The following is a 24986-nucleotide window of genomic DNA, read 5'->3' on the forward strand; positions in this document are numbered from 1 at the left end:
AAAAAATAAAATGAAAAGCATTTGTCTGCTAAATCATCTGCCAGAAGGATTTTAACCCTATGCTGTTACGATTCAGTCAGTTAAACACCCACAGCCGTGCCGAGTTGAGCGCGATAGAAAATGCCGTTGCCATGATCGTATTTAAACCCGATGGCACCGTGCTGCGCGCTAACGATTTATTTCTAAAAACGATGGGATTTCAACGACAGGAAGTTATCGGCCAGCATCACCGCCTCTTTTGTTCCCCGGAATATGTCGTCAGCCCGGCATATCGCAAACACTGGGATATGTTAAATAACGGCAAGCCCATTACCGATAATATAAAACGCATTCGCAAAGACGGCGAGGCCGTGTGGCTGCAGGGCACCTATACCCCGGTGATGAATAAACAGGGGCGGGTGGTGGAGATCGTCAAGATCGCCAGCGTTGTGACGGAGCGCATCACTCAGGCGCAGGAGCATCAGAGCCTGCTGTCGGCGCTAAACCGTTCGATGGCAATGATCACCTTTGACGCGCAGGGCAAGATCCTTGCCGCCAACGACAATATGCTGAAATTGATGGGCTACCGAATCGAGGAGGCGCGGGGACAGGTGCATGCGGTGCTCTGTCCACCTGAGTTTGCCCATTCTGACGATTACCGCCAGCATTGGCGGCGTCTCGCACGCGGTGAGTTTATCACCGGGCGTTTTGAACGGGTGAACCGACGCGGAGAGCGGGTATGGCTGGAGGCCAGCTACAACCCGATTCTTGATGATGATGGGCAAGTGGTCAAAGTGGTGAAAATTGCTCAAGATATCACCCGGCAGATGATCCAACAGCAGCACGAAGAGGAAATGGTGCGTAATGCCCACCATTTATCACTGGATACTGACCGGACCGCTGCACAAGGGGCCGTGATCGTCCAGCAGGCGGTCGCAGGCATGCAACAGGTTGAAGCGGCCGCGCGCGATACTTCCGCGGTGGTCAGTGAGCTGGGCATTGGTTCACAGCAGATAGGCACTATGGTGGAGGCAATCCGTAAAATCGCCTCTCAAACCAACCTGTTGGCGATTAATGCTTCGATTGAGGCAGCGCATGCGGGTGAGCATGGGCGCGGATTTGCCGTTGTCGCTAATGAAGTACGTACTCTGGCGGAACAGTCTCGCCAGGCGGCGACTGAAATTGAACGTATCACCAAATCTATTCAGCAGGGAGTGGCGGCGGCCATAGCCGGCATGGCGGTCTGTGTGGAACAGGCTGGCGGTGGCGTAACCTTGACGCACGATGCCGGTGAAGTGATTAATCGGGTGAATATAGGTATGCAGGATGTGGTCAAACTGATGCAGACGTTTACCACGGTCAAGCAGGAGGAAACAACCCACTGAGGCCAATAGGCGCTAACCTGGGTGTCGGTTAGCGTCTCTTCTTTTCAATAGGGGCCGGTTTATTATTGGCTACTCGCTGGCCGGGTAACATGAATGATCCGTTATTCGCCATCTTAATGCGTTATTCACAGATCCTGACGTCGTTACCACTAAATTCTCTTCTGCCAGTTGTAATAAGAAATAGCGGGCCTGATAAATACCCAATTGACATTGATCGGCCACTTCTCGAGTGCTCAGCCATTTCTCCGGCGGTGTTTCCGGTGAGATGCACTTGACTGCGCAGAGCTCATATAAAGATTTCATGAGCTGTTTTTTTATTATTTTCTTCTTTTCTGTTTCACTGGATTTCATGCTTTGGTTTCCCTCTCTTCAGCAAAGAATAACTGGCTGCTCCCTATTATTCCTCACAAAAAAATAGGTGTGTGATGTGCTTTATACAACGGAATTTGTACTGCCTTTCCCGGTTTGGTGTGGGACCTATGTGTTACGACAATTGCGGCATTATATCGAAAAAATATTACTTTAAGATATAAAATAACGCGATGCTTTGACATTTGGTTTTTTTTTGTGAAAAGCTGGGTTTTTTAGGCATAAAGATCGTGAAACCTTTCTTTGTAATACAAGAGTGGATAAATCTGGCGTAATTAAATCATGTTGGAAATTTTATTTTTAACTATGAACATGTTTTGTCATACTTCTCCGTATCAACAGTGCGAAGGCTAAAATAAACTCTGAGTTTTAGATTAATTATCCGTATGTTTTTCATATGATTATGGACTAGGTCAGGCGATGTAAACTGCCTGTTAGTGATGTGATTACGCCAGTAAAAATTAAATTTATCGCCTATTCAACGGAATGAGCGCGTACGCCTTTTGGCAGAGGGATGTCTATTTCGCAAGAACGATGATGTCCAGCTCGGTGCTGAAAATACTAATGGCCAACTGAGGCTATGTCTTCCCGCTCTCAGGATGTCGGTCATTATTGGAAATCGTTAACGCATTATTTTTAAGGATTAAAAATGAAATTGAACAAAATTATGCTGGCCGCCGTTATGGCAATGGGGGTTTCTTCTTTTGCCGCTAACGCTGTGGATGCCGGTCACGGCAAAGTGACCTTCAAAGGCTCCATCATTGATGCTCCATGCTCTATCGACCCGGACAGCATCGACCAAACCGTGCAACTGGGCCAGATTTCCAACGTGGCGCTGAAAGACGGCGGCTCTTCTTCACCTAAGAATTTTGAGATCCGTCTGGAAAATTGCACTCTGAGTACCGCCAAGACAGTGACTACCACCTTTACTGGCGCCAAGGGTGTGAACGGTTTGGGCATTACCGGCACGGCTAAAGGCGCCAGCATCGTTATCACCGATGGTAAGGGCGCAGCGATTGAACTGGGTAAAGCAACGGATGCTCAGGGCATTCAGGATGGGAAAAATACCCTGAGCTTCTCTGCTTATCTGAAAGGGGATGGTAAAACCGCAGCTGGTGCAACTATTGATGTGGTACCGGGTGACTTTACGGGGATTGCTGATTTCACCTTGGCTTACCTGTAAGTCAGTCGTTTCAGAGTAAGCATGCGGGTTTGTCCGCATGCTTTTTGCTCAAACTCTGCTTCTGGAACGAACCTATGTCACGACAAGCAAGAGCCGCTTTGACATTGTTGGTGGCAGGGCTGACAGCTTGTAATGTCTGTCTTGCTACTCCGCAGGGATGGGGGCGCGTCACGATGCAGGGCGCTATTCTTGAAACCGCTTGTGCTATCGATACATCCAGCCGCGATCAAACTATCACTATGGCAACTATGCCTGTTAGCCAAATCAGCCGTGATGGCGTGGGGAGCATGCGTTTATTTGTGGTTAAGTTGGTGAATTGCACGTTAGTGCGTTTAGATCCTAAACAGCCCAATTGGCAGAACTTCCAAATCACCTTTGATGGTGTCGCGGACACCGGTGGTTTTAATCTGGAAGGGGAAGCCAAGGGCGTTGCGTTACAAATTGCTGATGAGCGCGGCCATATTGCCATTCCCGGCGTTCCTATGCCTGCAATCGGAATAACCCCCGGTGATAGGTATCTGAATTACACTCTGCGGCTGGTAAGTAATAAAAAGATATTAAAACCTGGAGATTATTTCTCCACCGTGCGTTTTAAAATGGATTATTACTGATCACATCTTGGCGATATTTATATGAAGAGGGGTGGCGATCATTCAATCCTGTTCAGACGGGAGGGCAGGGTTTTATTAAAAATAATGATGATAACACTTAACGGATAATTAAAAGGCCTATGGATTATGACCTTATCTCATTTTGTGGCGTTCCCCTCTCGCCCACGTTTATTGGGAATGTTAATCACTTCTTTGCTCAGCGGCGTAACGAATATCGCTTGGGCCGATGACATTCAATTCAACACTGATGTATTGGATGTGAAAGACCGCGCTAATATTGATCTTGGGCAGTTTTCCCGTGGCGGATTTATTATGCCAGGAAATTACAGCATGGCGGTACATCTCAATAAGCAGGAACTGCCAGAGCAAGATATTCCATTTTATCCCCCAGACAACGATCCCAAGGGCAGCGAAGCGTGCCTGAGTCCACAATTGGTTGAACAATTAGGCCTGCAACCGAGTGCTAAAAACGGGCTGACCTGGTGGCATCAGGGAGAATGTCTGACGGTGAGTAGCCTGAAAGGCATGACGACCAAGGGCGATATTGCCGCCGGTGCGTTATATGTGAGCATCCCGCAGGCGTATCTGGAATATACCGCAGCGAACTGGGATCCACCGTCACGCTGGGATGAGGGCATTCCGGGACTGCTGTTTGACTACAACGTTAACGCCCAAACTCAGCGGCAGGAAAAAGCCGGTACACAAGGTTATAACCTAAGCGGTAACGGCGTTGTCGGGGCCAATCTGGGGCCATGGCGTTTGCGTGCCGACTGGCAGAGTCGCTATCAGCACCAAACGGGTTCCGGTACGCCTAGCGACAAAAGTTGGGATTGGAGTCGCTACTACGCTTACCGAGCCATTTCCCGCCTGGGGGCCAGGCTGATGCTGGGAGAAAACTACCTTAGCTCCGATATTTTCGACAGCTTCCGATTTGCCGGCGCCAGTCTGACGACCGATGACAACATGTTGCCGCCAAACCTGCGTGGTTACGCACCCGAAGTGACCGGTGTTGCTCGCACTAATGCCAAAGTCGTGGTGAGCCAGCAAGGCCGAGTACTGTATGAAACCCAGGTCGCCGCAGGCCCGTTTCGAATTCAGGATCTGAACGATGCCGTATCCGGTCAACTGGATGTGCGTGTGGAAGAACAAGACGGCACGGTACAGCAATTCAAGATGGATACCGCCAGCATTCCCTATCTGACCCGTCCTGGACAGGTGCGTTACAAAGTGGCCATGGGGCGACCAACCGATTGGCAGCACAATACCAATGGCCCGGTATTTGCCACCGGCGAATTTTCCTGGGGTATCAATAACGGCTGGTCTCTGTATGGCGGTGGCGTAGCCGGTGGTGAGTACAACGCGCTGGCGGCGGGTATCGGTCGGGATTTACTGATGTTTGGTGCGCTCTCATTTGATGTCACTCAGTCACGGGCCAGCTTGCCGCAGAGCAATGAGATGCTGAGTGGGCGCTCTTATCGCCTGAGTTATTCGAAACGGTTTGATGAGTACAACAGTCAGGTGACCTTTGCTGGCTATCGGTTTTCGGAACAGAACTATATGAGTATGAGCGAATACCTGGACTATCGCACTTACGGTACCCGCTCACAAAGTAGCAAGGAGATGTATACCGTCTCCTTTAATAAGCAATTCCAAGATCTGGGTTTTAGCACCTACCTGAACTATAGCCACCAGACTTATTGGAATCAGTCGGATAACGACCGTTACAGCCTGAGCTTGTCGCGATACTTCGATATGGGGCGTGTCAAAAACCTGAACCTGTCTTTGACCGGATATCGCAATGCTTATAACGGCGTTAACGACGACGGCATGTATCTGTCGCTGTCAGTTCCTTGGGGCAACAGCGGCACCCTCAGTTATAACGGCAGCGTCGATCGCAATGGTAATTCACAGCAAGCCAGTTATTACGATCGCCTGAATGAACGCGACAGCTACCAGATCAGTGCGGGCGGCTCTAACACCGGCGCCACCAGCAGTGGTTACTTCAACCACCAAGGCGATTTGGCCCAGGTGAGCGCCAACGCCAGTTACCAGGCGGGCAGCTACTCGTCACTTGGGGTTACCTTCCAGGGGGGGGCGACCGCTACCGCCAACGGGGCTGCACTGCACCGTACCGGCATAATGGGGGGGACTCGGGTGTTGATAGATACCGACGGCGTGGCCGGAATTCCGGTTCGTGGTTACGGTGCAACTGCGCTGAGTAACCACTGGGGCAAGCTGGTGGTGTCGGATGTCAGCAGCTACAACCGCAACAAGATGAGCATTGATCTCAATGCCATGCCGGATAACGCAGAAGCGAGCAAATCGGTGGTGCAGGCAACCCTTACCGAGGGCGCTATCGGCTACCGACGCTTTGACGTGGTTTCTGGCGAGAAAGCCATGGCAGTACTTCGCCTGGCGGACGGCAGCACACCGGCGTTCGGTGCTACGGTGCTAAATAGCAAGAAACAGAACGTTGGAATTGTCAGCGACGACGGCAGCGTTTACCTCAGCGGTATCAACGCCGGTGAGATCATGACGGTTCACTGGGATGACAAATTGCAGTGCGTACTGGAATTGCCGGCGGTGTTGCCGAATACCGGGACGACTAATCTGCTGCTGCCATGTCACCTGCCGGGCAGTGCTAAATAATGCAACCAGACGAATCAATAAGATGGAAATAAATCAATGAAAATGAAAATGAAAATGAAAATGAAAATGAACGCCTTCCTTGTCGCGAGCACCTTGTGTTGCGCACTGGGAGTTCAGTCTGCTTACGCCGCTATTGCGCTGGATCGAACCCGGGTGATTTTTGACGGTAGTGAGAAGTCAGTGAGTTTGAACGTCAGTAACGAGAACAAGCAATTGCCCTATCTGGCACAGGGATGGATTGAGGATGAAAAGGGCAACAAAATCACCAGCCCGTTGACGGTGTTGCCACCGGTGCAGCGCATCGAGCCCGGCGCCAAGAGTCAGGTGAAGGTACAGGGCTTGCCGGCGCTGAGTACGTTACCTCAGGATCGCGAATCACTGTTCTATTTTAATTTGCGCGAAATTCCTCCGCGCAGTGAGAAACCGAACACGCTGCAAATCGCATTACAAACGCGCATCAAACTGTTTTACCGGCCCCAGGCTATTCAGCCGACGGCCTCGGCGTCACCGGCTCAGGAAGCATTAACGCTGAGCAAGGTTGGGAACAAGTACAAACTGATCAATCCGACGCCGTACTTCGTCACTATCGTAGACGGCAGTAATAGCCCAAAGGGATTGCCTCTGAAGGGTTTTGAACCGCTGATGTTGGCGCCGAAAAGCGAAGGCATGTTGAATCTGAACGCAGAGGCACTGGGTAGCAACCCGGTACTGACCTACATAAACGACTATGGCGGGCGACCACAGCTCCAGTTTACCTGTGCGGGCAGTACCTGCCAGGCTAAGTCGCTAAAAAACGGTTAATCATGGACTCAGAGGTACCCTGCGGCTCAAGGAGCAAGACATGCAATGGTATAAAAGGATACTGCAAACGTATCAGGATAGCTTTTGTAAGCGGCAGCGCCCTGCGTGGAGACGGAGATGCGGTTGCGCCCTGATTTTGGTGCTGGCTGGTGGGCAGAGCAGTGTTCTTTTGCCCGCCGCTACCGCCGCCGACGCGGAAAAACAGTGGGGTAACGACGGTAATGTCGGCGTCCTGCATGTCCGCGGTGCATTGACGGAGAGTGCCTGCCGGTTAGATATGACGTCAGCGTGGCAGGATATTTCGCTGGGTGAGGTAGGAACCGGTCGATTCCAGCATATTGGCGCACGTGGTACGCCGGTGACGGTAACGTTCAAACTGTTGGACTGTCTGTCTAGTGGGTCTCGCAATGTAGATGAACGAACAGCGACGCGAAAATGGAGCGCCGAGCAACCCTCGGCGACGGTGTACTTTGTGGCACCGGCGGACGACGATAATCCCCAACTGGTGCAGGTCAGCGGCGCTGAAGGGGTAGGGCTGCGACTGCTGGACAGTACCGGTCGGGAAGTGGTTTTAGGGCAGCGCGGAACGCCCTTGCTGCTGACGCCGGGCCAGGATCAACTGGTCTATCAGATCATGCTGGAACGAACCCGTGCTGCCCTGAGTGCTGGGGCCTTTTGGTCGCAGATCAACTTTAAACTGAACTACGACTGATGCGAGATTTACGTGTTTTTAATGCCTGTCTGTTATTGATATCGAGTACTGGCTGGAGCATAGGGGACTTTGACCACCTAAAGGGTGACGTGCCGGCAAAGAGGGGATGAACATGAAACGAGCGCGATTTTGTGGTCTAGGGAAAGGGGGATTATGGGGACTGTCGCTGATGTTCAGCCTACCGATACAGGCCGCTGACAATTTGAAGTTGCACGGCACTCTGGTAGCTGAACCTTGCGTGATATTACCTGCGGACGCCGACATTCAGTTGGATTTTGGAACGGTAATCGATAAATATCTGTATCTGAACGGACGTACCCATGGTCAACAATTTGAGTTACGTCTCAGTGACTGTGACCTTAGCCTGGGTAATACGGTGAGGATGACGTTCAGCGGTACCGAGAACCCAAAACTGCCAGGCTTATTGGCCCTGGATTCGGGGAGTATGGCCTCTGGCGTGGGGATCGGTATTGAGACGGACGAAGGCGTCCCGGTGCTTTTATCCCATGAGACCAAGAAGTACCCAATACTGGCGGGTAGTAATGTGATTATGCTTAAGGCATATGTCAAAGCGGAGCAAGCCGCGATCGCGACGAAAAGTATTGGTCGCGGTTCTTTTAGCGCGTCGGCAACCTTTAATCTGGAATACGAATAGCATTCAGCTTATTTAGAACATCCTATTGCGGTAACGCACTGATGCCCCGCACGCCGACCCTGGCAAACAGGGTTGGCGTTTTTGCCGTTCTGTCACTCCCTGGATTGTTGACCTTCCGTTTAAGTGCATCGGCTTGACATCCGTTAGGCCAGGCTAGAATATGAATGAACGTTCGTTCATTTTATTCGGCGGCGACAGCCGCCTCCTTATGCCGGGGCAGTATTAATGGGTAATCGCGACAAAATCGTTGAAGCTGCGTTGCATAGCTTTACTCACAAAGGGTTCCACCAGACCAGTATGCGGGATATTGCGCTTGCGGCAGGGGTCAGCGTGGGAAACCTTTACAACCACTTTGCCGGTAAGGAAGCGCTGATCGACGAAATTGCGTTTTTGGAGCATCGGGTTTTTGCCGATTTTGCTACCCCGTTGCTCGCTGATCATGAGCGACCTAAGCAGGCGTTATCCGATTTTATCAGCGCCTATTATGATTTCGTCTCGTCCCCGGGCAATGTACAACTGTCGGCGGAAATAGTGGCTGAAGTCGCGCGAAATCCAGTACTGGCTGAGAAATTCAGCGTCAATCAGCAACAACTGGTGGCGGCGTTAAAGCAGGCTGTGGTACTGGCCCAGCAAAGTGGCGACATCGAAGCGTCGTTAAACCCTCACGAACTTGCTCAATTAATCCTGGATGTTGTTGAAAGCCAAGCCTGGCGGCAGACGATTTTCCCGTCCCGGGAACCGACAAGGGTACCGCCAAACCAATTGCTGGAGCAGTTGATCTTTGGCCGGTAATAGCGGAGGTCGGGGATGTTTGAGGTAGAGCCATATCGTGAATCTTGTCGTTTGCAAACCGCTGCACTGATCTTTTCCGCCTTTAGCGACAAATTTCAACGCCCATGCGGCTTAAGCGAACGTCAGCAATGGCGGCTATTTTACCGGTTGTGGGTCTGGAAACAGAGCGATAGCCAGGAGCACAGTTTTGTCGTTAGGCATGCAGGCCAGGTGGTGGCCGCATTCGGGTTGAAATCTGTCAGCCAGTTGGGAAATGTGATTTTGCGGGAACGGGCGCTACCGGTAATGCGTTTGTGCCGCTGCTATGGCGTGCTGAATTTCTGGCGTATGTATCTGCAAATTGCGCTGCTGCAACATCAGCCTGCGTCCGATGAACTGTATCTTTCTTATCTGGCGGTGGATGAAAAACAGCGTGGCAGGGGCTTGGGGAAAAAATTACTGGAATGGATAACGCGCTACGCCGTGACCTACCGACCGAACCTATGGCTGCGTCTGCATGTAAGCCAGCAAAATGTCGGTGCTTTGCGGCTGTATCAGCAGTGCGGTTTCAGGCGCAAGGCCGTCAGGAAATATCTCTTGCTGTGGTTGCTGTTCCGCCAGCCCCATTGGTTGTTCTTGGAAAAACCTATCGGGGATAAGCGATGAAAAAAACAGCGGTTTGCTTGTTGGCCCTGATCCTGATGATGCTGGGGTGGATCATCTACGCCAACGATTATCAATTTGTCGCCGAACCTATTGCGTTGAATGCGGGCGGCAATCGGCTTACTGGCACGTTGGTATTGCCGAAAGAAACCGTGGATAAACCGGGCGTCATTGTGCTTATTCATGGTGACGGCCCGGCCAATGCAGACCGGGATGAAGGTTACTACAGCCTCTGGGAAACCCTGGCTGAACAAGGATACGCCGTTTTGGCCTTCGACAAAGCGGGGGTTGGCGGCTCCTCCGGCAACTGGCTGCATCAAACCATGAGCGACCGGGCTAAGGAAACGGTCGATATTATCGACTGGGCAAGAAAAGACGGACGTTTTAATTCGCAATGCATCGGGTTGTGGGGGGCCAGTCAGGCGGGATGGGTCATGCCGAGTGTTGCCGCTCAACGGCCGGATATCGCCTTCACGTTGGCAGTGGCGCCGGCGATTAACTGGCTTCGTCAAGGGGACTATAACACCCGGGCGGAAATGATGGCTGCGGGAAAAACGCAAGCGCAGATTAAGGCTCGTGAGCGGCAGGACCAGCGTTTGTTGTCACTGCTCCGTCAGCCTGACGGCTATACACAGTACCGTAAAGAGTTTGGTGATTCAGCGACAATCAGCGTCGATCGCTGGCAGTTTATTCGCGCCAATATGATCAGCGACGCGACGGAGGGGTTACGCAGCTTCAAAACGCCGGTGCATCTGATCGTCGGTGGGCGCGATCTTAATGTCGACGTCGATGAAACCGAGCGTATTTACAGACACAATATTCCTGCGGATCTGTTGACGGTAACCCGTATTGAAGATGCCGATCATATGATGTTAAAACCGCTGTTTACACGCCACCCACTACTGATAAATGTGATTGGCCTGTTCGCTCCTCGCTCCGTGCAGGACGAAGCCTATCTGCAAGACGTTGCGGCCTTCCTTGGCGCTCAGTCTTGTAGCCATGGACAATAATCGTTATTGAGCTGCGGGTGGTTCACCATTGTCCGGCGCATAAGAAAGTTGAATGGCCTGTTGCGGCATGGCGATACCGGCTTGATCAAAGTGTATTTTGACCAGACGGTCGAGGGCATACTGCACCACCCACTGCTTTAACGCTTGGGTGCGTACGGTCACCCGGGTGGTGAAGGAGCGATCGCCCAGCGCCACTACACCGTTGAACACCGGTTCGCCCACCAAAAAGCTCTTCACCTGTTCGTCTTGTTTCAACGCGGCGACGGCCTGATGCAGTACCTCATGGACATGATCGATATCTTCGTCACGGCTAACGCTGTAGTTGGCGCGGTACACGCCAAATTCACGGGCGTAATTCGCCAGCGTCGTGATCGAAGAAAAGGGGACGATATGATAGACGCCGTAATCGTCCCGTAGGCCAATCGACCGGATGGTCATGCGCTCAACCGTACCGGTAATGCCGCTGACGGTGACGTACTCGCCGGTATTCATGCCGTTCTCAAACTGGATGAATACGCCGGTGATCACGTCCTTTACCAGCGTTTGCGCGCCAAAACTGATGGCCAGCCCCAACGCCCCGGCCCCGGCCAGCAGCGGGGCAATATTAATCCCCACCTGCGACAGCACAATCATAATGGTAATGGTGCTGATAACGATGGCCAGCACGTTACGAAACAGCGTCAGCAGCGTGCGTTCGCGCGCGCTGGGACGGATGCCGTTGCTCAACTCCAGCGCCAGTCGATGTTCGATAACGCTGGCCATCAGCGTCCAGCTGATAACCGCAATCACCAGGATCAGCAGGATATGTACCAGTCCGCCGACGATTTTTTCCCCGTTTTCGCTGCTTGCCCACTGGTAAAGGTTGATCAGATGCCAGGCGTCAAACAGCAGCAGCGTGACCGTCAGCACCACCATCACCCGCAATATTTTCAACCCATTGGGAATATAGGAATTAATACGTCGTTCCAGCATCGGATAGCGTCGGTTGACATCATCAGGCAGCGAAATACGACGGAAAATCCAGCGGGTCAGTTGGCCGGAGATCAACGCCCCGACGCCGATAACCACCAGGCTTTTTACCGTTGCGGTCATCATAAAGTTCAGGCTGTTGCCAATATCAAATTGCGACAGGACAAACAGCACCAGGAAATACGCGATCGCCAGCAGGTGCCAGACATGGCCCAAACCGCGCAGAATGATGCTGAAGAACGCCATCGATCGTTCGGCCAACAGGTTAATCTGGAGCTGTATCGGCTTGCGGTTACGCAGGATCAACGCCAGTGCGTATAGCGTCAGTGCCAGCATGATGACCAGATTGGCTGCGGCGGCTGCGGGGTAACTGATCTGTGTCGCCACCACCGGTACCACCACCATCAGGCCGTAGCCGATCAGGCCACTCAGCCAGGCAAGGCGCGTATTCCAGTAATGGGCGACGGCATCGGAGAACGCAAAAGGACGCAGGTAATCGAAATTGGGTGCAAAAATCAGCCGCAGCACCGCCTTGAAGAATTCGATCACCGCGAAGGCGCTAAGAAACAGGGTTTGCAGCCGCAATATGGTGGCGTTGTCGGCGTGGACATGACGGGCAAACAGGTTACCCGCAGTCAGTGCCAGCAACAACACCAGCAAATCGATAGCGAAGGCGCCGAGGATCGCCGTTGGCAGTTTGTACCACGAATCATGCTGAAGTTTGGCGTTGTGTCCCCAGTTGCCGATGCGTTTGTATAGCGGGCGGATTATCCGGCGGATCAGATGGAAGAGGGCAAAGGTCAGCGCAACCGTCAGCAGAAAATAGCCCAAAGCCCGAAAAAAAACGTCCGGATGGAAAGTGCGTTTTGGCCCAGAGTCGATCAGTTTTTGCCTCGAGTTTAACTTCTTGTCGAGGGTGCTAAGGCTGTCTTGCGCCAAACTGGTCAGGCTTTCGCTTAGCGAGTCTGATGGCTCGGGCGTTGCTGACTTGGGCTGCGCTGCGGCTGGTTGATCCGCCGCCTGTCTCAGATGGTTAATCAGTTCGGCACGGGCTTTGTCGTCTTGCAGAATATCTGCGAGCGCCGCGTAGGAGGCTTTTTGCTGCTCGGTTTGGCCACTGGGCGCGGGATCCTGTGCGGGCTGCGCCGTTGCCAGTGGAGAAACTGCATAAGTGATCAGCAGCAGCAACAGGGGAAACAGCTGTTCTCGCAGATGAGAACCGAATCGGGAGTATGCGGTTGCGGGCATGTATCCTCTCTTGGGGCTCTGTAAATCGGCGGATTAATTACAAATGTTAAGAAAAACAAAGAATATAGTAGAAAATGAAGAGGCGCAGGGAGTGATAACGCGTGCTATTGCCATATAGAAACGGCGGGCCCGGAACAGGCCCACCGCTGGGTAGGGTAAATCAGGATACGTGCTGCAAGAACTCCTGCAAGCGCGGGCTTGGCGGGTGGTTGATCAGGTCATGCGGGTTGCCGTCTTCTGCAATCCGGCCTTTATCAATAAAGATCAGTCGCGAAGCCACTTTTTCGGCAAAGCCGACTTCGTGGGTGACGATCACCATGGTCATGCCTTCTTCCGCCAGATCCTGCATAACCTTCAGCACTTCATGGCGCAGTTCCGGATCAAGTGCGGAGGTCGGTTCATCAAACAGCATCATTTTCGGTTTTACCGCCAGCGCACGGGCGATGGCCACGCGCTGCTGTTGGCCGCCGGAAAGCTCGGAAGGGTAGTGATGTGCACGCTCCGCCAGGCCGACTTTGGCCAGCAGTTCGCGCGCCAGTTTTTCCGCGTCCGACTTTTTCAAACCGCGTACGCGGATTGGGCCGAAGGCAACGTTTTCCAGTGCGGTCAGGTGTGGGAACAGGTAAAACTGTTGGAATACCATGCCGGCTTCCTGACGGATCAGACGATCGTCAACCTTGGGATCGTTGGCTTTCAGACCGTCGACGATCAGATCGCCGCTGGTGATCTCTTCCAATTTGTTGATGCAACGCAGCAGCGTGGATTTGCCGGAGCCGGAAGGCCCGATAATCACCACCACTTCACCCTGATTAATTTTCAGGTCGATATTGTGCAGCACCTGGGTTTGCCCAAAGTGCTTGGAGACGTTTTTAAATTCAATCACAGGATTTTCATCCTTCTTTCCAGACGACGCAGCACGAAGCTCAGCACCAGGGTAATAATCAGATAAATAACCGCCACGGCGCTCCAGATTTCCAGCGCGCGGAAGTTGCCGGCAATAATTTCCTGGCCCTGACGGGTCAGTTCCGCCACGCCGATCACGATAAACAGCGAGGTGTCTTTAATGCTGATGATCCACTGGTTACCCAGCGGCGGCAGCATGCGGCGCAGCGCCAGTGGCATAATGACATAACGGATGGTTTCGCGGCGCGACAGACCCAACGCCAGACCTGCTTCACGGAAGCCGCTGTGGATCGACAATACGGCGCCGCGAGTGATTTCCGCAATGTAGGCGCCGGAGTTGATCATGATGGTGACCACCGCCGCGCTAAAGGGATCGATGCGCAAATCGCTGAACGCCATCGGCAGGGCGAAGTAGATAAACATCACCTGCACCACGATAGGCGTGCCGCGAATAACTTCGATGAATACCAGGGCGATGTGGTTGGCAATCCAACCGCCGTAGGTACGGGCAAAACCGGCAACGAGGCCGATGATCAGGCCGCCAATCAGACCGAGGACCGAAATCCACAGGGTCATTTTGGCGCCTTCTAACAGGATAGGGATGGCGGGCCAGATGGCGCTCCAGTCGAACTGCATGGTGTTTTCTCCCGGTGATCCCAAACGTGGGAATCAGATACAACAAAGCGCAGGGGCTAAGGCACCACCCCTGTGCTTAAGTGAATCAGTGACTGACTTCATCCGTTATTTAGGTTCGGTACCGAACCATTTTTTGTAGATTTCGTTGTAGGTGCCGTTGTCGCGCAGCGTTTTCAGCGCGCCATTCACCTTGACGCGTAGTTCGTCACTGCCTTTAGGGAAGGCGATGCCGTATTGCTGTGCTTCCAGCGAGTCGCCAACGGTTTTGAACTTGCCGGCGCCGGCGGTTTTAATGAAGTACAGAATGTTTGGCGTGTCGTGCAGCACCGCGTCAGCGCGTTTGGTGCCCAGTTCCATATAGGCGTTATCGATGTTCGGGAACTGACGCAGGTCTTTGGTTTTGATGTGCTGCTTGGCGTAATCCACGGAGCCGGTGCCACTCTTCACCGCCACCACTTTGCCGTTCAGATCGTCAATGCCCTTGATGCTGTTATCGTTGGCGTTAACCATCACCAGCAGGCCGCTTTTGTAGTAGCCGTCAGAGAATTCGATGGCTTTTTTACGTTCTTCGGTAATGGTGATGCCAGCCAGCGCCAGGTCGATATTTTTGGTTTGCAGTGCCGGGATGATGCCGCTGAAATCCATAGGCTTCAGGGTGTAATCCAGTTTCAGTTCTTTGGCGATAGCGGCCCACAAGTCGATATCGAAACCAACGTATTTATCGCCTTGTTTGAATTCAAAAGGAACGAAGGCGGTATCGGTGGCGACGACCAGTTTGTCTGCTGCGTGGGAGCTTACGGCAAAGGCCAGCGAAAGTGCGGCCAGGGAGACTTTAAAAATTGACTTCATGAGAGGAATTTCCTGTACAGGTTGCGGATTACCCATTTTTTATATTGCAGTTGGTGTCATGAAAAAATCGTGCCATGTTTTCAACTACTATAAAAACAAAGAGTTGCGGTGTGATGTTGGCTCTGAAGGTCGAATTATTATTTTTATGCACCAAATTGAGGCCCCAAAATGGTGCTTTTGGCGACCTGTTGGTGCATGCGTCTATCATTAACCAAATAATGGGGTTGAAACAACCGATAGTTAACGGTTTCGCTTCAATATTGATAACTAACTCTAACTTTTATGCCGCAAGCTTGTTGCATTTGGTGCAGGAGTGTTCTGTCAGAGAGGTCATGGGGGGGTATTTTGCGTCGATAAGCTCAACGCAGCTGGCTGTCTTTGCTGCCGCGACGATTATATAAACTGCTTGCCGCCTGCTTTTTATCCAACTCGGTTTGGCAGGCCAGGCAATAACGCACGCCCTTCAGCGCCTGCCGACGCGCCAGAGGGATTTCCTCTCCGCATTCCTGACAGTAATGTTCGCTTTCGCCCTGTCCCAGCGCCTGTCTGGCACGCTGTACGGCATCATCGACGGTAGAGTCGATTTGATCTTGTACGGCGCCGTCTGCCGCCCATCCGCTTGCCATGATCACCTCGCTTGTGCTGAGTCTTCATCAGTTCGTTTTATCTACTATGGGCTGTTTTTTGAGCAATTCAAGCGGCGTAAAAGAAAAACAGGCCGGGGCAAAGCCCGCAGCCTGTTCAATCCCGCAATGCGGAACGCTTTGATTGTTTGTCGCGCAGATTTATTCGATGTTGGACTCGATAAACCACAGGAACTTGTCCAGATCGCGTGACGCAGCGGTAAACATATCCGCGGTATCTTCATCAGCGACTTCTGTGATGGCCTTGCGAATGTCGTTCGCGGCCACACCGTAGCGATCGGCCAGCGCTTTCAGGTGTTCCTGCACGCTGTGGATGTTGGTCGGATAGCTTTTCAGCGGGGTCTTATCATTCACGACCTGCACGGTACCCAACGCCACGCCGCCCAACTGCACCACGCGCTCGGCAAAAGTGTCCAGGTGATCGATGATGGCGGTACGGAACCCGTCCAGCATTTCATGCACGGCAATGAAGTTGGCGCCACGCATGTTCCAGTGCGCCTGCTTGGTGATCAACGACAGGTCGGTAAACTGCACCACCTGATGGTTCAACGCCTTGATGGCTTCCAGTTTGGTTTTTTCGTCCATGTCATTACGAGTGTAAAGCAGCTCAGAAGATTTCGTTTTCACCAGTTTAGCGGTACTCATATCAGATATCCTCTCGTTAGTTCGTTGTCCTATTTTTGTCACGGGAGTAATTATAGCAGCGATATAGCATTTTGCAGGTCGAAAATGGCTATTGGATAAATAGGCTCTAACGAATTGAAAATTAACTCCAGTAAGGGTAAGGTTATAGGGATATATTTATTTTTTTACTAATGGTTTGAATTGTAATGATATTGTTTCGTCTTCTCTCGTGAGGGTGGTTCCGCAGGGTAATAATTTCAGGAAGGCGTTTAATAACCATTTTCATTTATATTTTCATCAAAATTCGTCATTCTAAATCATTTTTATTTCATTTTATTAATTGCCTGTTAATTCATATTGATAGACGAATAACATCCCGCTAAGCTATTTTCCCCCATCTCAGAATTCGCTCCCATGAAAATTAACGTCGTTGGAACCAGTGGCAGTGGCAAAAGCACGGTGGCGCGCCAGCTAGCGGAAAAGTTTGCGCTGCCTCATATCGAGCTGGACAAGCTGTTTTGGCGTCCGCAATGGCAGGGTACACCCGATGACGAGTTTTTGGCGCAGGTCGCGCAGGCGCTGGCCAAGGCGGAGTCCGGCTGGGTGCTTGACGGCAATTACAGCCGGACCAAAACGATTAAATGGGAAAGCGTTGATTGGGTGGTATGGGTAGATTATGGCTTTTGTCGTACGCTGTTTCAGGCGGTTCGTCGTGCCGCTACACGTGCATGGCAAGGTACCGAGTTGTGGCCCGGCACCGGTAACCGTGAGAGCTTCCGCCGTTCCTTTTTCAGCCGTGATTCCATCGTTTTATGGACTATCAAAACCTACCGTAAAAACCGGGCCGGCTACCTTGCGGATATGAACGATGCCCGGTATCGCCATATCCGCTTTATCCAACTGCGCTCTCCGGCGCATACCGAAAAGTTTCTTCGCGCATTGTCCCGGCAATAGCTATGAGAGGTTCATATTAAATGGCGGACAAGCCGGTCACTCAGACCGGCAGGCCGGCTACAGCAACAGGGTGTAATGCACTCTCACTAACGCCTTTTTGATCGACATAGGTACGTTCAGTTGGCAGCCGGTTTTATGTGGCTCATGGGGGAAAAAGATGGCGTACATACCGGGGAACATCGCCAGCGTTTGGCTGTGGCGCTTGATATCCAGCAGTTGTATGTCCCGCACTTCGTCATAGGGCAATTCGTTTTGCCAATCTCCCGCCACACTATAATCAATGCGTTCTTCGCCGCTGAGCAGCAGATGGATAACGGCATATTCCTGATGCAGTGCTGCATGCTGGGCCTCCGCTAACCCGGTGGTTAACGTCATCACGTCCATAACGATCTTTTCCCCCTTTATTTCATGTCGCCCCTGTGCCAGTTCGGGCAGATCGTATTGGCGTAACCTGGTGAGGGTCTCGATCAGAATCGGTGACAGCCCACGGCCATAGCGTGGGTTAAACAGCGTGTTATAAATCACTTTAACTCTCCATGTGGTTAACCCTGCCGGGTTTATTTCCATAACAACGTGGGGGGACTGCGGGGAAAAGTATGCCTGTTTGCCAGCGTGAAAACAGTTAACCCGCCTGCATTCTGCTTGGGGTAAATGCAGGCGCGGTCGATCCTCAGGACAAGTTTTCGATTTGTGGTTTGGGTTTGATGGTCAGGGTCGCCCCCATAGAGGCGGTAATGATCGCCGCCAGCGCCAGCCATTGCACCGTCGTGAGGTGTTCATTCAGGAACAACATGCCCGAAAGCGCAGCCAGTGCCGGTTCCAAACTCATCAATGTGCCGAAAGTCCGCGCCGGTATTTTTGGCAACGCAATAATTTCCAGCGAATAGGGCAGCGCGGTAGAGAGGATAGCTACGGCCAGGGCGACCGGCAGGATATCAACGTTCAGCAGTGCGCTGCCGGCTTGCCAGGCACCAATCGGGCAAAACACCACGGCGGCAATCAGTGAGCCCACCGCAACGGTTCCCGGCCCGTGGTCGCCACCGGCTTTCTGGCCGCAGATAATGTAGACCGCCCAACAGGCACCGGCACCCAGTGCACAGGCGGCGCCGAAGGGATCGATGCTGCCCATGTCATGGCCCAACGGCAGCAGGAACCAGAGTCCGGCGATCGCCAGTGCCACCCACAAAAAGTCAATCGCACGGCGTGAAGAGAACATGGCGACCGCCAGCGGGCCGGTGAACTCCAATGCCACGGCGATACCTAGCGGCAGAGTACGCAGGGAAAGATAAAACAGGTAATTCATCGCGCCCAGCGCCAGACCGTAAATGAACAACGGTAGTCGGCTGCCGGCGGCAAATCGCATGCGCCACGGGCGGAAGATAATAAAGAGGATCAGCGTGCCGATACTCAAACGCAGCGTGGTGATGCCTTCTGCGCCGACCAGCGGGAACAGGCTTTTGGCCAGAGAGGCACCGCTTTGGATGGAGACCATAGCGATGATCAACAGGCAGATTGGCAGCAGCGTAGAAGACGCTTTTGCGGTTGCAGACGAAGACATCCTTTAGAGCCTTTTATGCATTTCCCACGATCTGGGAAGAGGTCGATGTTTGGATGACGGCAGTGTAAATGAATTGCGGTAAATGTGTCTGAGAAAAGCATTTTCAACGAAAAAAAGCGCTGGCTTACGGCGCCAGAACAGCTTTTATGGTCAAAAAGTGCTCTTTTTTTAAGAATTGTCTGGATATTAAATAGGTGATTCTTATCACAGAAACGCGTAGAATGCGGCTCGAAAATAGAGCGAAATGAAGTAGATACACTGTTCTTGAAATCTAATGTTACACGATATAAAGCATTAGACACTCATTTTAAGGCAGAGTTTCACGCTAATTTTTGTTATATTTTCAATGCATGAACAAATGGATTTACTTAAAAATATAACGCGTTTGAGGTGGTTATGAAAAAAATTGCATGTCTTTCCGCAGTAGCAGCCTGTGTATTAGCAGTAACCGCAGGTACCGCATTCGCTGGTCAGAGCACCGTATCCGCTGGCTATGCGCAGGGTGATCTCCAAGGCGTTGCTAACAAAGCCGACGGTTTCAACCTGAAATACCGTTACGAGTTCGACAACAACCCACTGGGTGTTATCGGTTCCTTTACCCACGTAGAGAAGAACGGTTCTGAGAACGGTTACTACGGTAAAGCTCAGTACAACTCTATCACTGCCGGTCCAGCTTACCGCTTCAACGACTGGGCAAGCATCTACGGTGTAGTGGGTGTTGGTTACGGTAAAAACATCGACAACGCTCAAAACGGTACTGACCGTAACGGCAGCAGCGACTACGGCTTCACCTACGGTGCTGGCCTGCAGTTCAACCCAATCCAGGACGTAGCACTGGACGTTGGTTACGAGCAGAGCCGTATCCGCAGTGTTGACGTTGGTATCTGGAGCGTTGGCGTAGGCTACCGTTTCTAAGATTTCTCCATGCCTGCGGGCATGAGCATGTGGCGCAGTTGGCCGCATCAGATAAAAATCCGCCTTCGGGCGGATTTTTTTTTGCCTGTTATTCGGCGTCGGTCACTTGCCCAGTTTTTGCGCCGGTTCCGTTGAAAACCGTGCGCTGCGGGCATCTCGCTCATAGCCTTGCGGCTGCGTAAGAATGTCGTACAGTGCCGGTCGACGACCGTGGATCCAGCGGCGGCCCGTACTGAGTGGGATCAGCGACAGATCAAGGTTGGCCGTGACCATCTGATCTTCTGCCGCCCAGGTTTCCGCCAGAATGCGGCCATAAGGGTCGAGGATCATCGCATTGCCGGTACGCACTTCGTCATCGTCACGTCCCACTCCGTTGCTGAATAACACAAACAAACCGTTGTCATGGGCACGTGCCGGGAGCCAGCGCATCAGCCAGCCACGCCCGTGTTCGCCACGAAACGCCGCCTCTATCGCCGCCGGATCCTCCTGCCGCCGTTGCCAAATTTCCAGTGGGATCGGCTTCATGCCGTGCGGGCTACGCGAATGAGTGCCGCCGGTCTGATGCGGTGCCAACAGCACCTCTGCCCCCAGCAATGCGGTCGCGCGGACATTCTCAACCAGGTTATTGTCCCAACAGATCAGCACCCCCATTCGGATACCCCATGGGGTGTCGAACACGGTGAAACTGTCGCCGCTGGCGATTGCCGGGTGTTCAAAGGCATGCAGTTTACGGTGAACGTGAAGCTTGCCGTCGGGCAGGCAGACGGCGTAGGCATTGTAATATTTGCCATCATCGCCCAGTTCAATCAGTCCGACGCCGATCGCCATGTTATAGCGTTCGGCCAGCGGGCGAATGCGCGCCAGCGAAGGGCTGTCGGCGATGGGCTCCGCCAGTGCGCCAATTTCACCGGCGCTGAGGTGGCGTACGTGCCAATAGCCGGTGATGCACATTTCCGGGAAGGTCAGCAGCTGGATCTGTTCGGCGGCGGCGCGGGTGATAAAGCCCTCGATCACCGACAGGTTGTAGTTTTTATCATTGGCGCGATGCTGAAACTGCACCGTCGCGGCGCGTAAAGAGTTTGTCATAGGATTACCTTTTGGCTGTTATCTGGCGTTGATTACAGCAAAGCCATTGATTACTGTATAATCAATTAAATTCCTTTTTTGATAACCTAACGGAATGGATATACGACAACTCCGCGCCTTCGTGGTGCTGGCCGAACAGGGCAATTATCGCTTGGCGGCAGAGCGGCTGTGCATCACCCAGCCGGCGCTGAGCAAACAGATCCAGGCGTTGGAAACGATGCTGGGCGCCCGCTTGTTTAACCGTGGCCGTCAGGGGGCGCAACTGACCGCCAGCGGCCAACGGCTCTATCCTGAAGCTCAAACGTTAGTCGCTCAGCATCTGCAGTTTCAGCAGCGAGCCGTGCAGGTGGTACGGGGGGAGGCGGGGCGTTTGGCAATCGGCTTTGGCCTGTCCAGCTTTCATCTGGCGCCGCAGTTGGTGGCCGCTTTCCGTCATCGCTTTCCCGAGGTTGCCGTGGGGTTGGAAGACTTGCCTTCAGAACGGCAATATCAGTTGCTATTGCAGGGGGAGCTGCAGGTGGGATTTGTGCGATTACCTGTCAGTACGCCGTTGCGTGCCGGTGCGTTGCTGAGTGACCGATTGGTGCTGGCGGCGCCTTCGGCGCTGGCGCTGCGGGCGGACACCCTGATGGAGCAATTCAACACCTTACCGTTGTTACAGTTGACGCCCAAGCGTGGGCGCGGGCTGAGCGACCAGTCGCTGCGTTTTATTGCCGCCCATCAACTGGCACCTAACGTGGTACAGCAGGCCGGTGATATTCAAACCTTGCTGGCACTGGTTGCCGCCGGCATTGGCGTTGCTCTGCTGCCGCATAGCGTCACGCATATTGCGCCGGCGGGCATCGATATTCTGCCGCTGAGCGGCGAACAGACCCAATGGCAAGTCGGTATCGCCTGGAACCCGCAGCAGCCTGATGCGCTACGGGATAACTTTGTCGAGGTGGCTTTGGCTACCGCGTCGGGTCAGGTTGCCGATTTATAGCGGGCAGTGCATCACCAGAATTGGGCTTTGGTGGTACTCGCTGCGATGACTTTCGCTGAAACCGACTTTCTTCGCCAATGCCAATGAGGGCTGATTTTCCGGGGAGATAATGCATACCGCCTTATCGCCCGGTAAATGGTCTTTTCCCCAGGCCAAAGCCGCGCGCAGCGCTTCGGTGGCATAGCCTTTACCCTGTGCCGAGGTCACCAGCGTCCAGCCCATTTCGGGGGCATCAAGCGCCGGATGGATATTGCGCTGGAAGTCGGAAAAACCGATGCCGCCAAGGTAGGCACCGCTGACTTTATCGCGCACGGCCCAGTAGCCATAACCCAGCAACGCCCAATGGCCGACGTAACGCATCAGGCGGCCCCAGGAATCTTCACGATCCCTCGGCGTGCCGCCGATATAACGAACCACTTCAGGATCGGCCCACATGGCGGCCAATGAGTCAAAATCGTCCAGCGTATGTGCATCAAGGCGTAAACGTTCGGTAAGCAACAGCGGTGCGGTAGTGATAAGAGGCATTATTTTTTTCCTGCACAGAGCCAGAGGCGGTCTGTGCAGTATGCCAGAGAAATTACACCGCCAGCCACAGTAACCAGGTGAACAGGAAACCGCTCAGGCCAAGGATCGTCGTCAGTACCGTCCAGGTTTTCAGGCCATCGGCGACCGAAAGTCCGAGGTATTTGGTGACGATCCAAAAGCCGGAGTCATTTACGTGCGACAAGCCCAGCCCGCCGAAGCAGGTGGCGAGAGTGACCAGTACCAATTGCAGCTGATTAAGCCCGCTAACCGCTTCCGATAACAGGCCACCGGTCGTGAGTATCGCTACAGTAGCGGACCCCTGAGAGGCGCGCAGCGCCAGCGAAATGATAAAAGCTGCCGGGATCAACGGCAGGCCGATGGTGGTCAGCACGTCTGCCAATGCCTTGCCCACGCCTGACTCCACCAGGACTTTGCCGAATACGCCACCGGCACCGGTGACCAGGATCACCACCGCGGCGGTCGGCAGAGCGCCCCCCATGACGTCGCTGGTGTGTTGCAGGCTCCAGCCGCGACGAATGGCCAGGAAGTAGAATGCCAGCAAGAGGGCAATCATCAGCGCTACTGCCGGTGAGCCGAGCAACGAAAGCGTGTCGCGCAGTGCTGAACCCGGCTCGAGCAGCGTGGCCGAAACGGTGCCCAGCATGATAATCGCGATAGGAATGACGATCAGCGCGGCCACCAACCCGGCGCCAGGCGGATTGATGCGGTCGCTCAATGGCGCTTTGCCTTCCGGCGCCGGTTCGGGCGCCGCCAGCTGCAGCTGTTCCAGTACCTCAATCGACAGTGGATAAGTTTTACGATTCAAATGCTTGGCTGTGAAATAACCGATCACGCCTACCGGAATACAAATCGCGAGACCGATAATGGTCAGCCAGCCAATATCGGCGTTCAGCAGCCCGGCTGCGGCGACCGGGCCTGGGTGTGGCGGCAGGGCGACGTGCACCGCCAGCATTACGCCGGCCATCGGCAGGCCGAACTTCAGCGGCGAAACTTTAGCGACCTTGGCAAAACCGTAGATGATCGGCGCCAGGATGATAAAGCCGACGTCGAAAAAGACCGGAATGCCGAGAATAAATGCGGCGATGGTCAGGGCGGCCACGGTATGTTTCGGCCCCAAAGCTTTGCTGAAGCGCTGGGCCAGCGATTCGGCACCGCCAGAATGTTCGATCATCCGGCCGAGCATCGCGCCCAGGCCGATGATAATGGTCACCGAACCCAGTACGCCGCCCATACCTGCGGTCATCACTTTCATCACTTCGCCGGTAGGAATGCCGCTGGCCAACGCCACCAACAGACTGACCACCAGCAAGGCGACAAAGGGCTGGATCTTGGCCTTGATGACCATCAGCAAGAGCAGGACCACACCTAATACGGCAATCAACAAAAGCATAGAGGTAGACATGAAATAGCCTTTAATCGGGTAAGAGTCAGGCACCGCGATCGCCGGCTGGCGATACGGGTGCGTTTAATTTTTATGTTTTGGAAATCCCTGGGTTGGCGCAGTGCCTTATTGGTAAGGTCTTAGCCAATCAAGCCCGACGGTGGTATCGCCACGCGGCCGGTATTCACAACCGATCCAACCTTGATAGCCGATGGCGTCCAGTTGATCGAACAGCCATGGGTAATTCAGTTCGCCGTCGTCCGGTTCATGACGATCCGGCACCGAGGCAATCTGAATATGGGCGTAGCGGCCGGCCAGCGAATGCATCAGCCCGCTGATGTTGCCGTCCACCAACTGAGCATGGAAAAAGTCGAACTGTACGAAGACGTTCGAGCGATCGATGGCCTCGACCAGTTCGGCTGCCTGGTGCTGACTGGAAAACAGATAATGCGGCTTAACCTGTGGGCTGAGCGCTTCAATCAGCACCTTGATGTCGTGCTGGGCGAAGCGGTCTGCGGCATAGCGAATATTATCGATAAAGGTATCGCGATAGCGCTGCCAGTCCGCTCCAGGGGGAACGACGCCGGCCATCACGTGCACGTTGGGGCAGTTCAGCTCAATGGCGTAAGCCAGGGCGCGATCGATATCCGCACGCGCATCTTGCTCGCGGCCCGGCACCGCCGCCAGCCCCCATTCGCCGGCTTCGGCATTGCCCGGCGCGGTATTAAACAGCACCTGCTGCAAACCGTTGCTGCGCAGTTGTTCCGCCAGCAATTCGGCTGGATAGTCATAGGGAAACAGGAACTCGACTGCCGTGAAACCTTCGGCTGCGGCAGCCTCGAACCTTTCCAGGAATGGCAGTTCGTTAAACATCATCGATAAATTGGCGGCAAACTTAGGCAT

General features: G+C 53.4%; 26 protein-coding genes. 13 read left to right on the forward strand and 13 right to left on the reverse strand.

The features are described from left to right. Positions 1-59: 59 nt before the first annotated feature. Positions 60-1364 carry a methyl-accepting chemotaxis protein gene (locus AAZT04_RS03280; protein WP_260629006.1) on the forward strand — a complete coding sequence of 435 codons (1305 nt, stop codon included), beginning with the start codon at positions 60-62 and terminating at the stop codon, positions 1362-1364. A 69-nt stretch (positions 1365-1433) separates the two neighbouring features. On the opposite strand, the gene AAZT04_RS03285 is transcribed toward AAZT04_RS03280, so the two are convergent. Beyond that, positions 1434-1715 (reverse strand): FaeA/PapI family transcriptional regulator, encoded by a 282-nt coding sequence (locus AAZT04_RS03285; RefSeq protein ID WP_071888871.1) that lies wholly within the window; start codon positions 1713-1715, stop codon positions 1434-1436. Between the two features lie 667 nt (positions 1716-2382). Here AAZT04_RS03285 and AAZT04_RS03290 point away from each other — a divergent pair. The 9 genes from AAZT04_RS03290 (at position 2383) to AAZT04_RS03330 (ending at position 10788) form a co-directional block, all read left to right on the forward strand. Continuing rightward, the gene (locus AAZT04_RS03290) at positions 2383-2916 is read left to right on the forward strand and encodes a fimbrial protein (RefSeq protein ID WP_020825903.1); all 534 of its coding nucleotides are present in this window, start codon (positions 2383-2385) and stop codon (positions 2914-2916) included. 74 nt (positions 2917-2990) lie between these two features. After that, positions 2991-3527: a fimbrial protein gene (locus AAZT04_RS03295; RefSeq protein ID WP_020825904.1), complete on the forward strand. Its 537-nt coding sequence runs from the start codon at positions 2991-2993 to the stop codon at positions 3525-3527. A gap of 126 nt (positions 3528-3653) precedes the next feature. Continuing rightward, the gene (locus tag AAZT04_RS03300) at positions 3654-6176 is read left to right on the forward strand and encodes an outer membrane usher protein (RefSeq protein WP_129983549.1); all 2523 of its coding nucleotides are present in this window, start codon (positions 3654-3656) and stop codon (positions 6174-6176) included. A gap of 54 nt (positions 6177-6230) precedes the next feature. Then, a complete protein-coding gene (locus AAZT04_RS03305; protein ID WP_401660898.1) occupies positions 6231-6977 on the forward strand; it encodes a fimbria/pilus periplasmic chaperone in 747 nt (248 codons plus the stop codon). Between the two features lie 169 nt (positions 6978-7146). After that, entirely contained in the window at positions 7147-7689 is a 543-nt protein-coding gene (locus tag AAZT04_RS03310) for a fimbrial protein (protein ID WP_158499685.1), read from the forward strand. Between the two features lie 112 nt (positions 7690-7801). Further along, positions 7802-8344 (forward strand): fimbrial protein, encoded by a 543-nt coding sequence (locus AAZT04_RS03315; protein ID WP_046374125.1) that lies wholly within the window; start codon positions 7802-7804, stop codon positions 8342-8344. Between the two features lie 225 nt (positions 8345-8569). Beyond that, positions 8570-9136, forward strand: a complete 567-nt coding sequence (locus tag AAZT04_RS03320) for a TetR/AcrR family transcriptional regulator (RefSeq protein ID WP_129983550.1) — start codon at positions 8570-8572, stop codon at positions 9134-9136. A 15-nt stretch (positions 9137-9151) separates the two neighbouring features. Then, the gene (locus tag AAZT04_RS03325) at positions 9152-9781 is read left to right on the forward strand and encodes a GNAT family N-acetyltransferase (protein ID WP_020825910.1); all 630 of its coding nucleotides are present in this window, start codon (positions 9152-9154) and stop codon (positions 9779-9781) included. Further along, positions 9778-10788 (forward strand): alpha/beta hydrolase family protein, encoded by a 1011-nt coding sequence (locus AAZT04_RS03330; protein WP_129983551.1) that lies wholly within the window; start codon positions 9778-9780, stop codon positions 10786-10788. The genes AAZT04_RS03325 and AAZT04_RS03330 overlap by 4 nt, the downstream gene beginning before the upstream one ends. Positions 10789-10791: 3 nt before the next feature. On the opposite strand, the gene ybiO is transcribed toward AAZT04_RS03330, so the two are convergent. The 6 genes from ybiO to dps form a co-directional block, all read right to left on the reverse strand. Then, positions 10792-13005: a mechanosensitive channel protein gene (gene ybiO / locus AAZT04_RS03335; protein WP_129942151.1), complete on the reverse strand. Its 2214-nt coding sequence runs from the start codon at positions 13003-13005 to the stop codon at positions 10792-10794. Positions 13006-13165: 160 nt separating this feature from the next. After that, positions 13166-13888 carry a glutamine ABC transporter ATP-binding protein GlnQ gene (gene glnQ, locus AAZT04_RS03340; RefSeq protein ID WP_020825913.1) on the reverse strand — a complete coding sequence of 241 codons (723 nt, stop codon included), beginning with the start codon at positions 13886-13888 and terminating at the stop codon, positions 13166-13168. Next, the gene (glnP, locus tag AAZT04_RS03345; protein ID WP_020825914.1) at positions 13885-14544 is read right to left on the reverse strand and encodes a glutamine ABC transporter permease GlnP; all 660 of its coding nucleotides are present in this window, start codon (positions 14542-14544) and stop codon (positions 13885-13887) included. The genes glnQ and glnP overlap by 4 nt, the downstream gene beginning before the upstream one ends. A 105-nt stretch (positions 14545-14649) precedes the next feature. After that, complete coding sequence (gene glnH, locus AAZT04_RS03350; RefSeq protein WP_046374121.1) at positions 14650-15393, reverse strand: glutamine ABC transporter substrate-binding protein GlnH; 744 nt, start codon at positions 15391-15393, stop codon at positions 14650-14652. Positions 15394-15752: 359 nt separating this feature from the next. Next, a complete protein-coding gene (locus AAZT04_RS03355) occupies positions 15753-16019 on the reverse strand; it encodes a DksA/TraR family C4-type zinc finger protein (RefSeq protein ID WP_020825917.1) in 267 nt (88 codons plus the stop codon). 159 nt (positions 16020-16178) lie between these two features. Continuing rightward, positions 16179-16682, reverse strand: a complete 504-nt coding sequence (gene dps, locus AAZT04_RS03360; protein ID WP_020825918.1) for a DNA starvation/stationary phase protection protein Dps — start codon at positions 16680-16682, stop codon at positions 16179-16181. A gap of 393 nt (positions 16683-17075) precedes the next feature. Here dps and AAZT04_RS03365 point away from each other — a divergent pair, with 393 nt between their 5' ends. Beyond that, positions 17076-17615, forward strand: a complete 540-nt coding sequence (locus AAZT04_RS03365) for an adenylate kinase (RefSeq protein WP_261286567.1) — start codon at positions 17076-17078, stop codon at positions 17613-17615. Between the two features lie 57 nt (positions 17616-17672). On the opposite strand, the gene AAZT04_RS03370 is transcribed toward AAZT04_RS03365, so the two are convergent. Next, positions 17673-18140: a YhcH/YjgK/YiaL family protein gene (locus AAZT04_RS03370; RefSeq protein ID WP_115059446.1), complete on the reverse strand. Its 468-nt coding sequence runs from the start codon at positions 18138-18140 to the stop codon at positions 17673-17675. 145 nt (positions 18141-18285) lie between these two features. Then, positions 18286-19173 carry a threonine/homoserine exporter RhtA gene (gene rhtA, locus AAZT04_RS03375; protein WP_020825921.1) on the reverse strand — a complete coding sequence of 296 codons (888 nt, stop codon included), beginning with the start codon at positions 19171-19173 and terminating at the stop codon, positions 18286-18288. A 396-nt stretch (positions 19174-19569) separates the two neighbouring features. Between rhtA and ompX the strand changes: the two genes are divergently transcribed. Beyond that, entirely contained in the window at positions 19570-20088 is a 519-nt protein-coding gene (gene ompX / locus AAZT04_RS03380) for an outer membrane protein OmpX (RefSeq protein WP_020825922.1), read from the forward strand. Positions 20089-20190: 102 nt separating this feature from the next. On the opposite strand, the gene AAZT04_RS03385 is transcribed toward ompX, so the two are convergent. Continuing rightward, complete coding sequence (locus AAZT04_RS03385; protein WP_020825923.1) at positions 20191-21174, reverse strand: nitrilase family protein; 984 nt, start codon at positions 21172-21174, stop codon at positions 20191-20193. A 94-nt stretch (positions 21175-21268) separates the two neighbouring features. Here AAZT04_RS03385 and AAZT04_RS03390 point away from each other — a divergent pair, with 94 nt between their 5' ends. Then, the gene (locus tag AAZT04_RS03390; protein ID WP_420283167.1) at positions 21269-22156 is read left to right on the forward strand and encodes a LysR family transcriptional regulator; all 888 of its coding nucleotides are present in this window, start codon (positions 21269-21271) and stop codon (positions 22154-22156) included. On the opposite strand, the gene AAZT04_RS03395 is transcribed toward AAZT04_RS03390, so the two are convergent. The 3 genes from AAZT04_RS03395 to AAZT04_RS03405 form a co-directional block, all read right to left on the reverse strand. Further along, on the reverse strand, positions 22151-22681 hold the full coding sequence (locus tag AAZT04_RS03395; protein WP_020825925.1) for a GNAT family N-acetyltransferase: 531 nt from the start codon (positions 22679-22681) through the stop codon (positions 22151-22153). The genes AAZT04_RS03390 and AAZT04_RS03395 overlap by 6 nt on opposite strands. 52 nt (positions 22682-22733) lie before the next feature. Continuing rightward, positions 22734-24104: a GntP family transporter gene (locus AAZT04_RS03400; RefSeq protein ID WP_256813891.1), complete on the reverse strand. Its 1371-nt coding sequence runs from the start codon at positions 24102-24104 to the stop codon at positions 22734-22736. A 105-nt stretch (positions 24105-24209) separates the two neighbouring features. Continuing rightward, the gene (locus AAZT04_RS03405) at positions 24210-24986 is read right to left on the reverse strand and encodes an HPr family phosphocarrier protein (RefSeq protein WP_434678964.1); all 777 of its coding nucleotides are present in this window, start codon (positions 24984-24986) and stop codon (positions 24210-24212) included.

The sequence above is a fragment of the Serratia sp. Je.1.23.a genome, assembly GCF_051129805.1.
Taxonomy (GTDB): Bacteria; Pseudomonadota; Gammaproteobacteria; order Enterobacterales; family Enterobacteriaceae; genus Serratia; species Serratia liquefaciens.

Bases quoted from the DNA above. Each gene is read 5' to 3' on its own strand.
- AAZT04_RS03330 (WP_129983551.1), top strand. From the start codon at position 9,778: ATGAAAAAAACAGCGGTTTGCTTGTTGGCCCTGATCCTGATGATGCTG.
- AAZT04_RS03405 (WP_434678964.1), bottom strand. From the start codon at position 24,986: ATGCCTAAGTTTGCCGCCAATTTATCGATGATGTTTAACGAACTGCCA.
- dps (WP_020825918.1), bottom strand. From the start codon at position 16,682: ATGAGTACCGCTAAACTGGTGAAAACGAAATCTTCTGAGCTGCTTTAC.
- ompX (WP_020825922.1), top strand. From the start codon at position 19,570: ATGAAAAAAATTGCATGTCTTTCCGCAGTAGCAGCCTGTGTATTAGCA.
- glnP (WP_020825914.1), bottom strand. From the start codon at position 14,544: ATGCAGTTCGACTGGAGCGCCATCTGGCCCGCCATCCCTATCCTGTTA.
- rhtA (WP_020825921.1), bottom strand. From the start codon at position 19,173: ATGTCTTCGTCTGCAACCGCAAAAGCGTCTTCTACGCTGCTGCCAATC.
- AAZT04_RS03365 (WP_261286567.1), top strand. From the start codon at position 17,076: ATGAAAATTAACGTCGTTGGAACCAGTGGCAGTGGCAAAAGCACGGTG.
- AAZT04_RS03285 (WP_071888871.1), bottom strand. From the start codon at position 1,715: ATGAAATCCAGTGAAACAGAAAAGAAGAAAATAATAAAAAAACAGCTC.
- ybiO (WP_129942151.1), bottom strand. From the start codon at position 13,005: ATGCCCGCAACCGCATACTCCCGATTCGGTTCTCATCTGCGAGAACAG.
- AAZT04_RS03390 (WP_420283167.1), top strand. From the start codon at position 21,269: ATGGATATACGACAACTCCGCGCCTTCGTGGTGCTGGCCGAACAGGGC.
- AAZT04_RS03305 (WP_401660898.1), top strand. From the start codon at position 6,231: ATGAAAATGAAAATGAACGCCTTCCTTGTCGCGAGCACCTTGTGTTGC.
- AAZT04_RS03295 (WP_020825904.1), top strand. From the start codon at position 2,991: ATGTCACGACAAGCAAGAGCCGCTTTGACATTGTTGGTGGCAGGGCTG.
- AAZT04_RS03385 (WP_020825923.1), bottom strand. From the start codon at position 21,174: ATGACAAACTCTTTACGCGCCGCGACGGTGCAGTTTCAGCATCGCGCC.
- AAZT04_RS03395 (WP_020825925.1), bottom strand. From the start codon at position 22,681: ATGCCTCTTATCACTACCGCACCGCTGTTGCTTACCGAACGTTTACGC.
- AAZT04_RS03320 (WP_129983550.1), top strand. From the start codon at position 8,570: ATGGGTAATCGCGACAAAATCGTTGAAGCTGCGTTGCATAGCTTTACT.
- AAZT04_RS03300 (WP_129983549.1), top strand. From the start codon at position 3,654: ATGACCTTATCTCATTTTGTGGCGTTCCCCTCTCGCCCACGTTTATTG.
- AAZT04_RS03280 (WP_260629006.1), top strand. From the start codon at position 60: ATGCTGTTACGATTCAGTCAGTTAAACACCCACAGCCGTGCCGAGTTG.
- AAZT04_RS03315 (WP_046374125.1), top strand. From the start codon at position 7,802: ATGAAACGAGCGCGATTTTGTGGTCTAGGGAAAGGGGGATTATGGGGA.
- AAZT04_RS03325 (WP_020825910.1), top strand. From the start codon at position 9,152: ATGTTTGAGGTAGAGCCATATCGTGAATCTTGTCGTTTGCAAACCGCT.
- AAZT04_RS03290 (WP_020825903.1), top strand. From the start codon at position 2,383: ATGAAATTGAACAAAATTATGCTGGCCGCCGTTATGGCAATGGGGGTT.
- AAZT04_RS03400 (WP_256813891.1), bottom strand. From the start codon at position 24,104: ATGTCTACCTCTATGCTTTTGTTGATTGCCGTATTAGGTGTGGTCCTG.
- glnH (WP_046374121.1), bottom strand. From the start codon at position 15,393: ATGAAGTCAATTTTTAAAGTCTCCCTGGCCGCACTTTCGCTGGCCTTT.
- AAZT04_RS03355 (WP_020825917.1), bottom strand. From the start codon at position 16,019: ATGGCAAGCGGATGGGCGGCAGACGGCGCCGTACAAGATCAAATCGAC.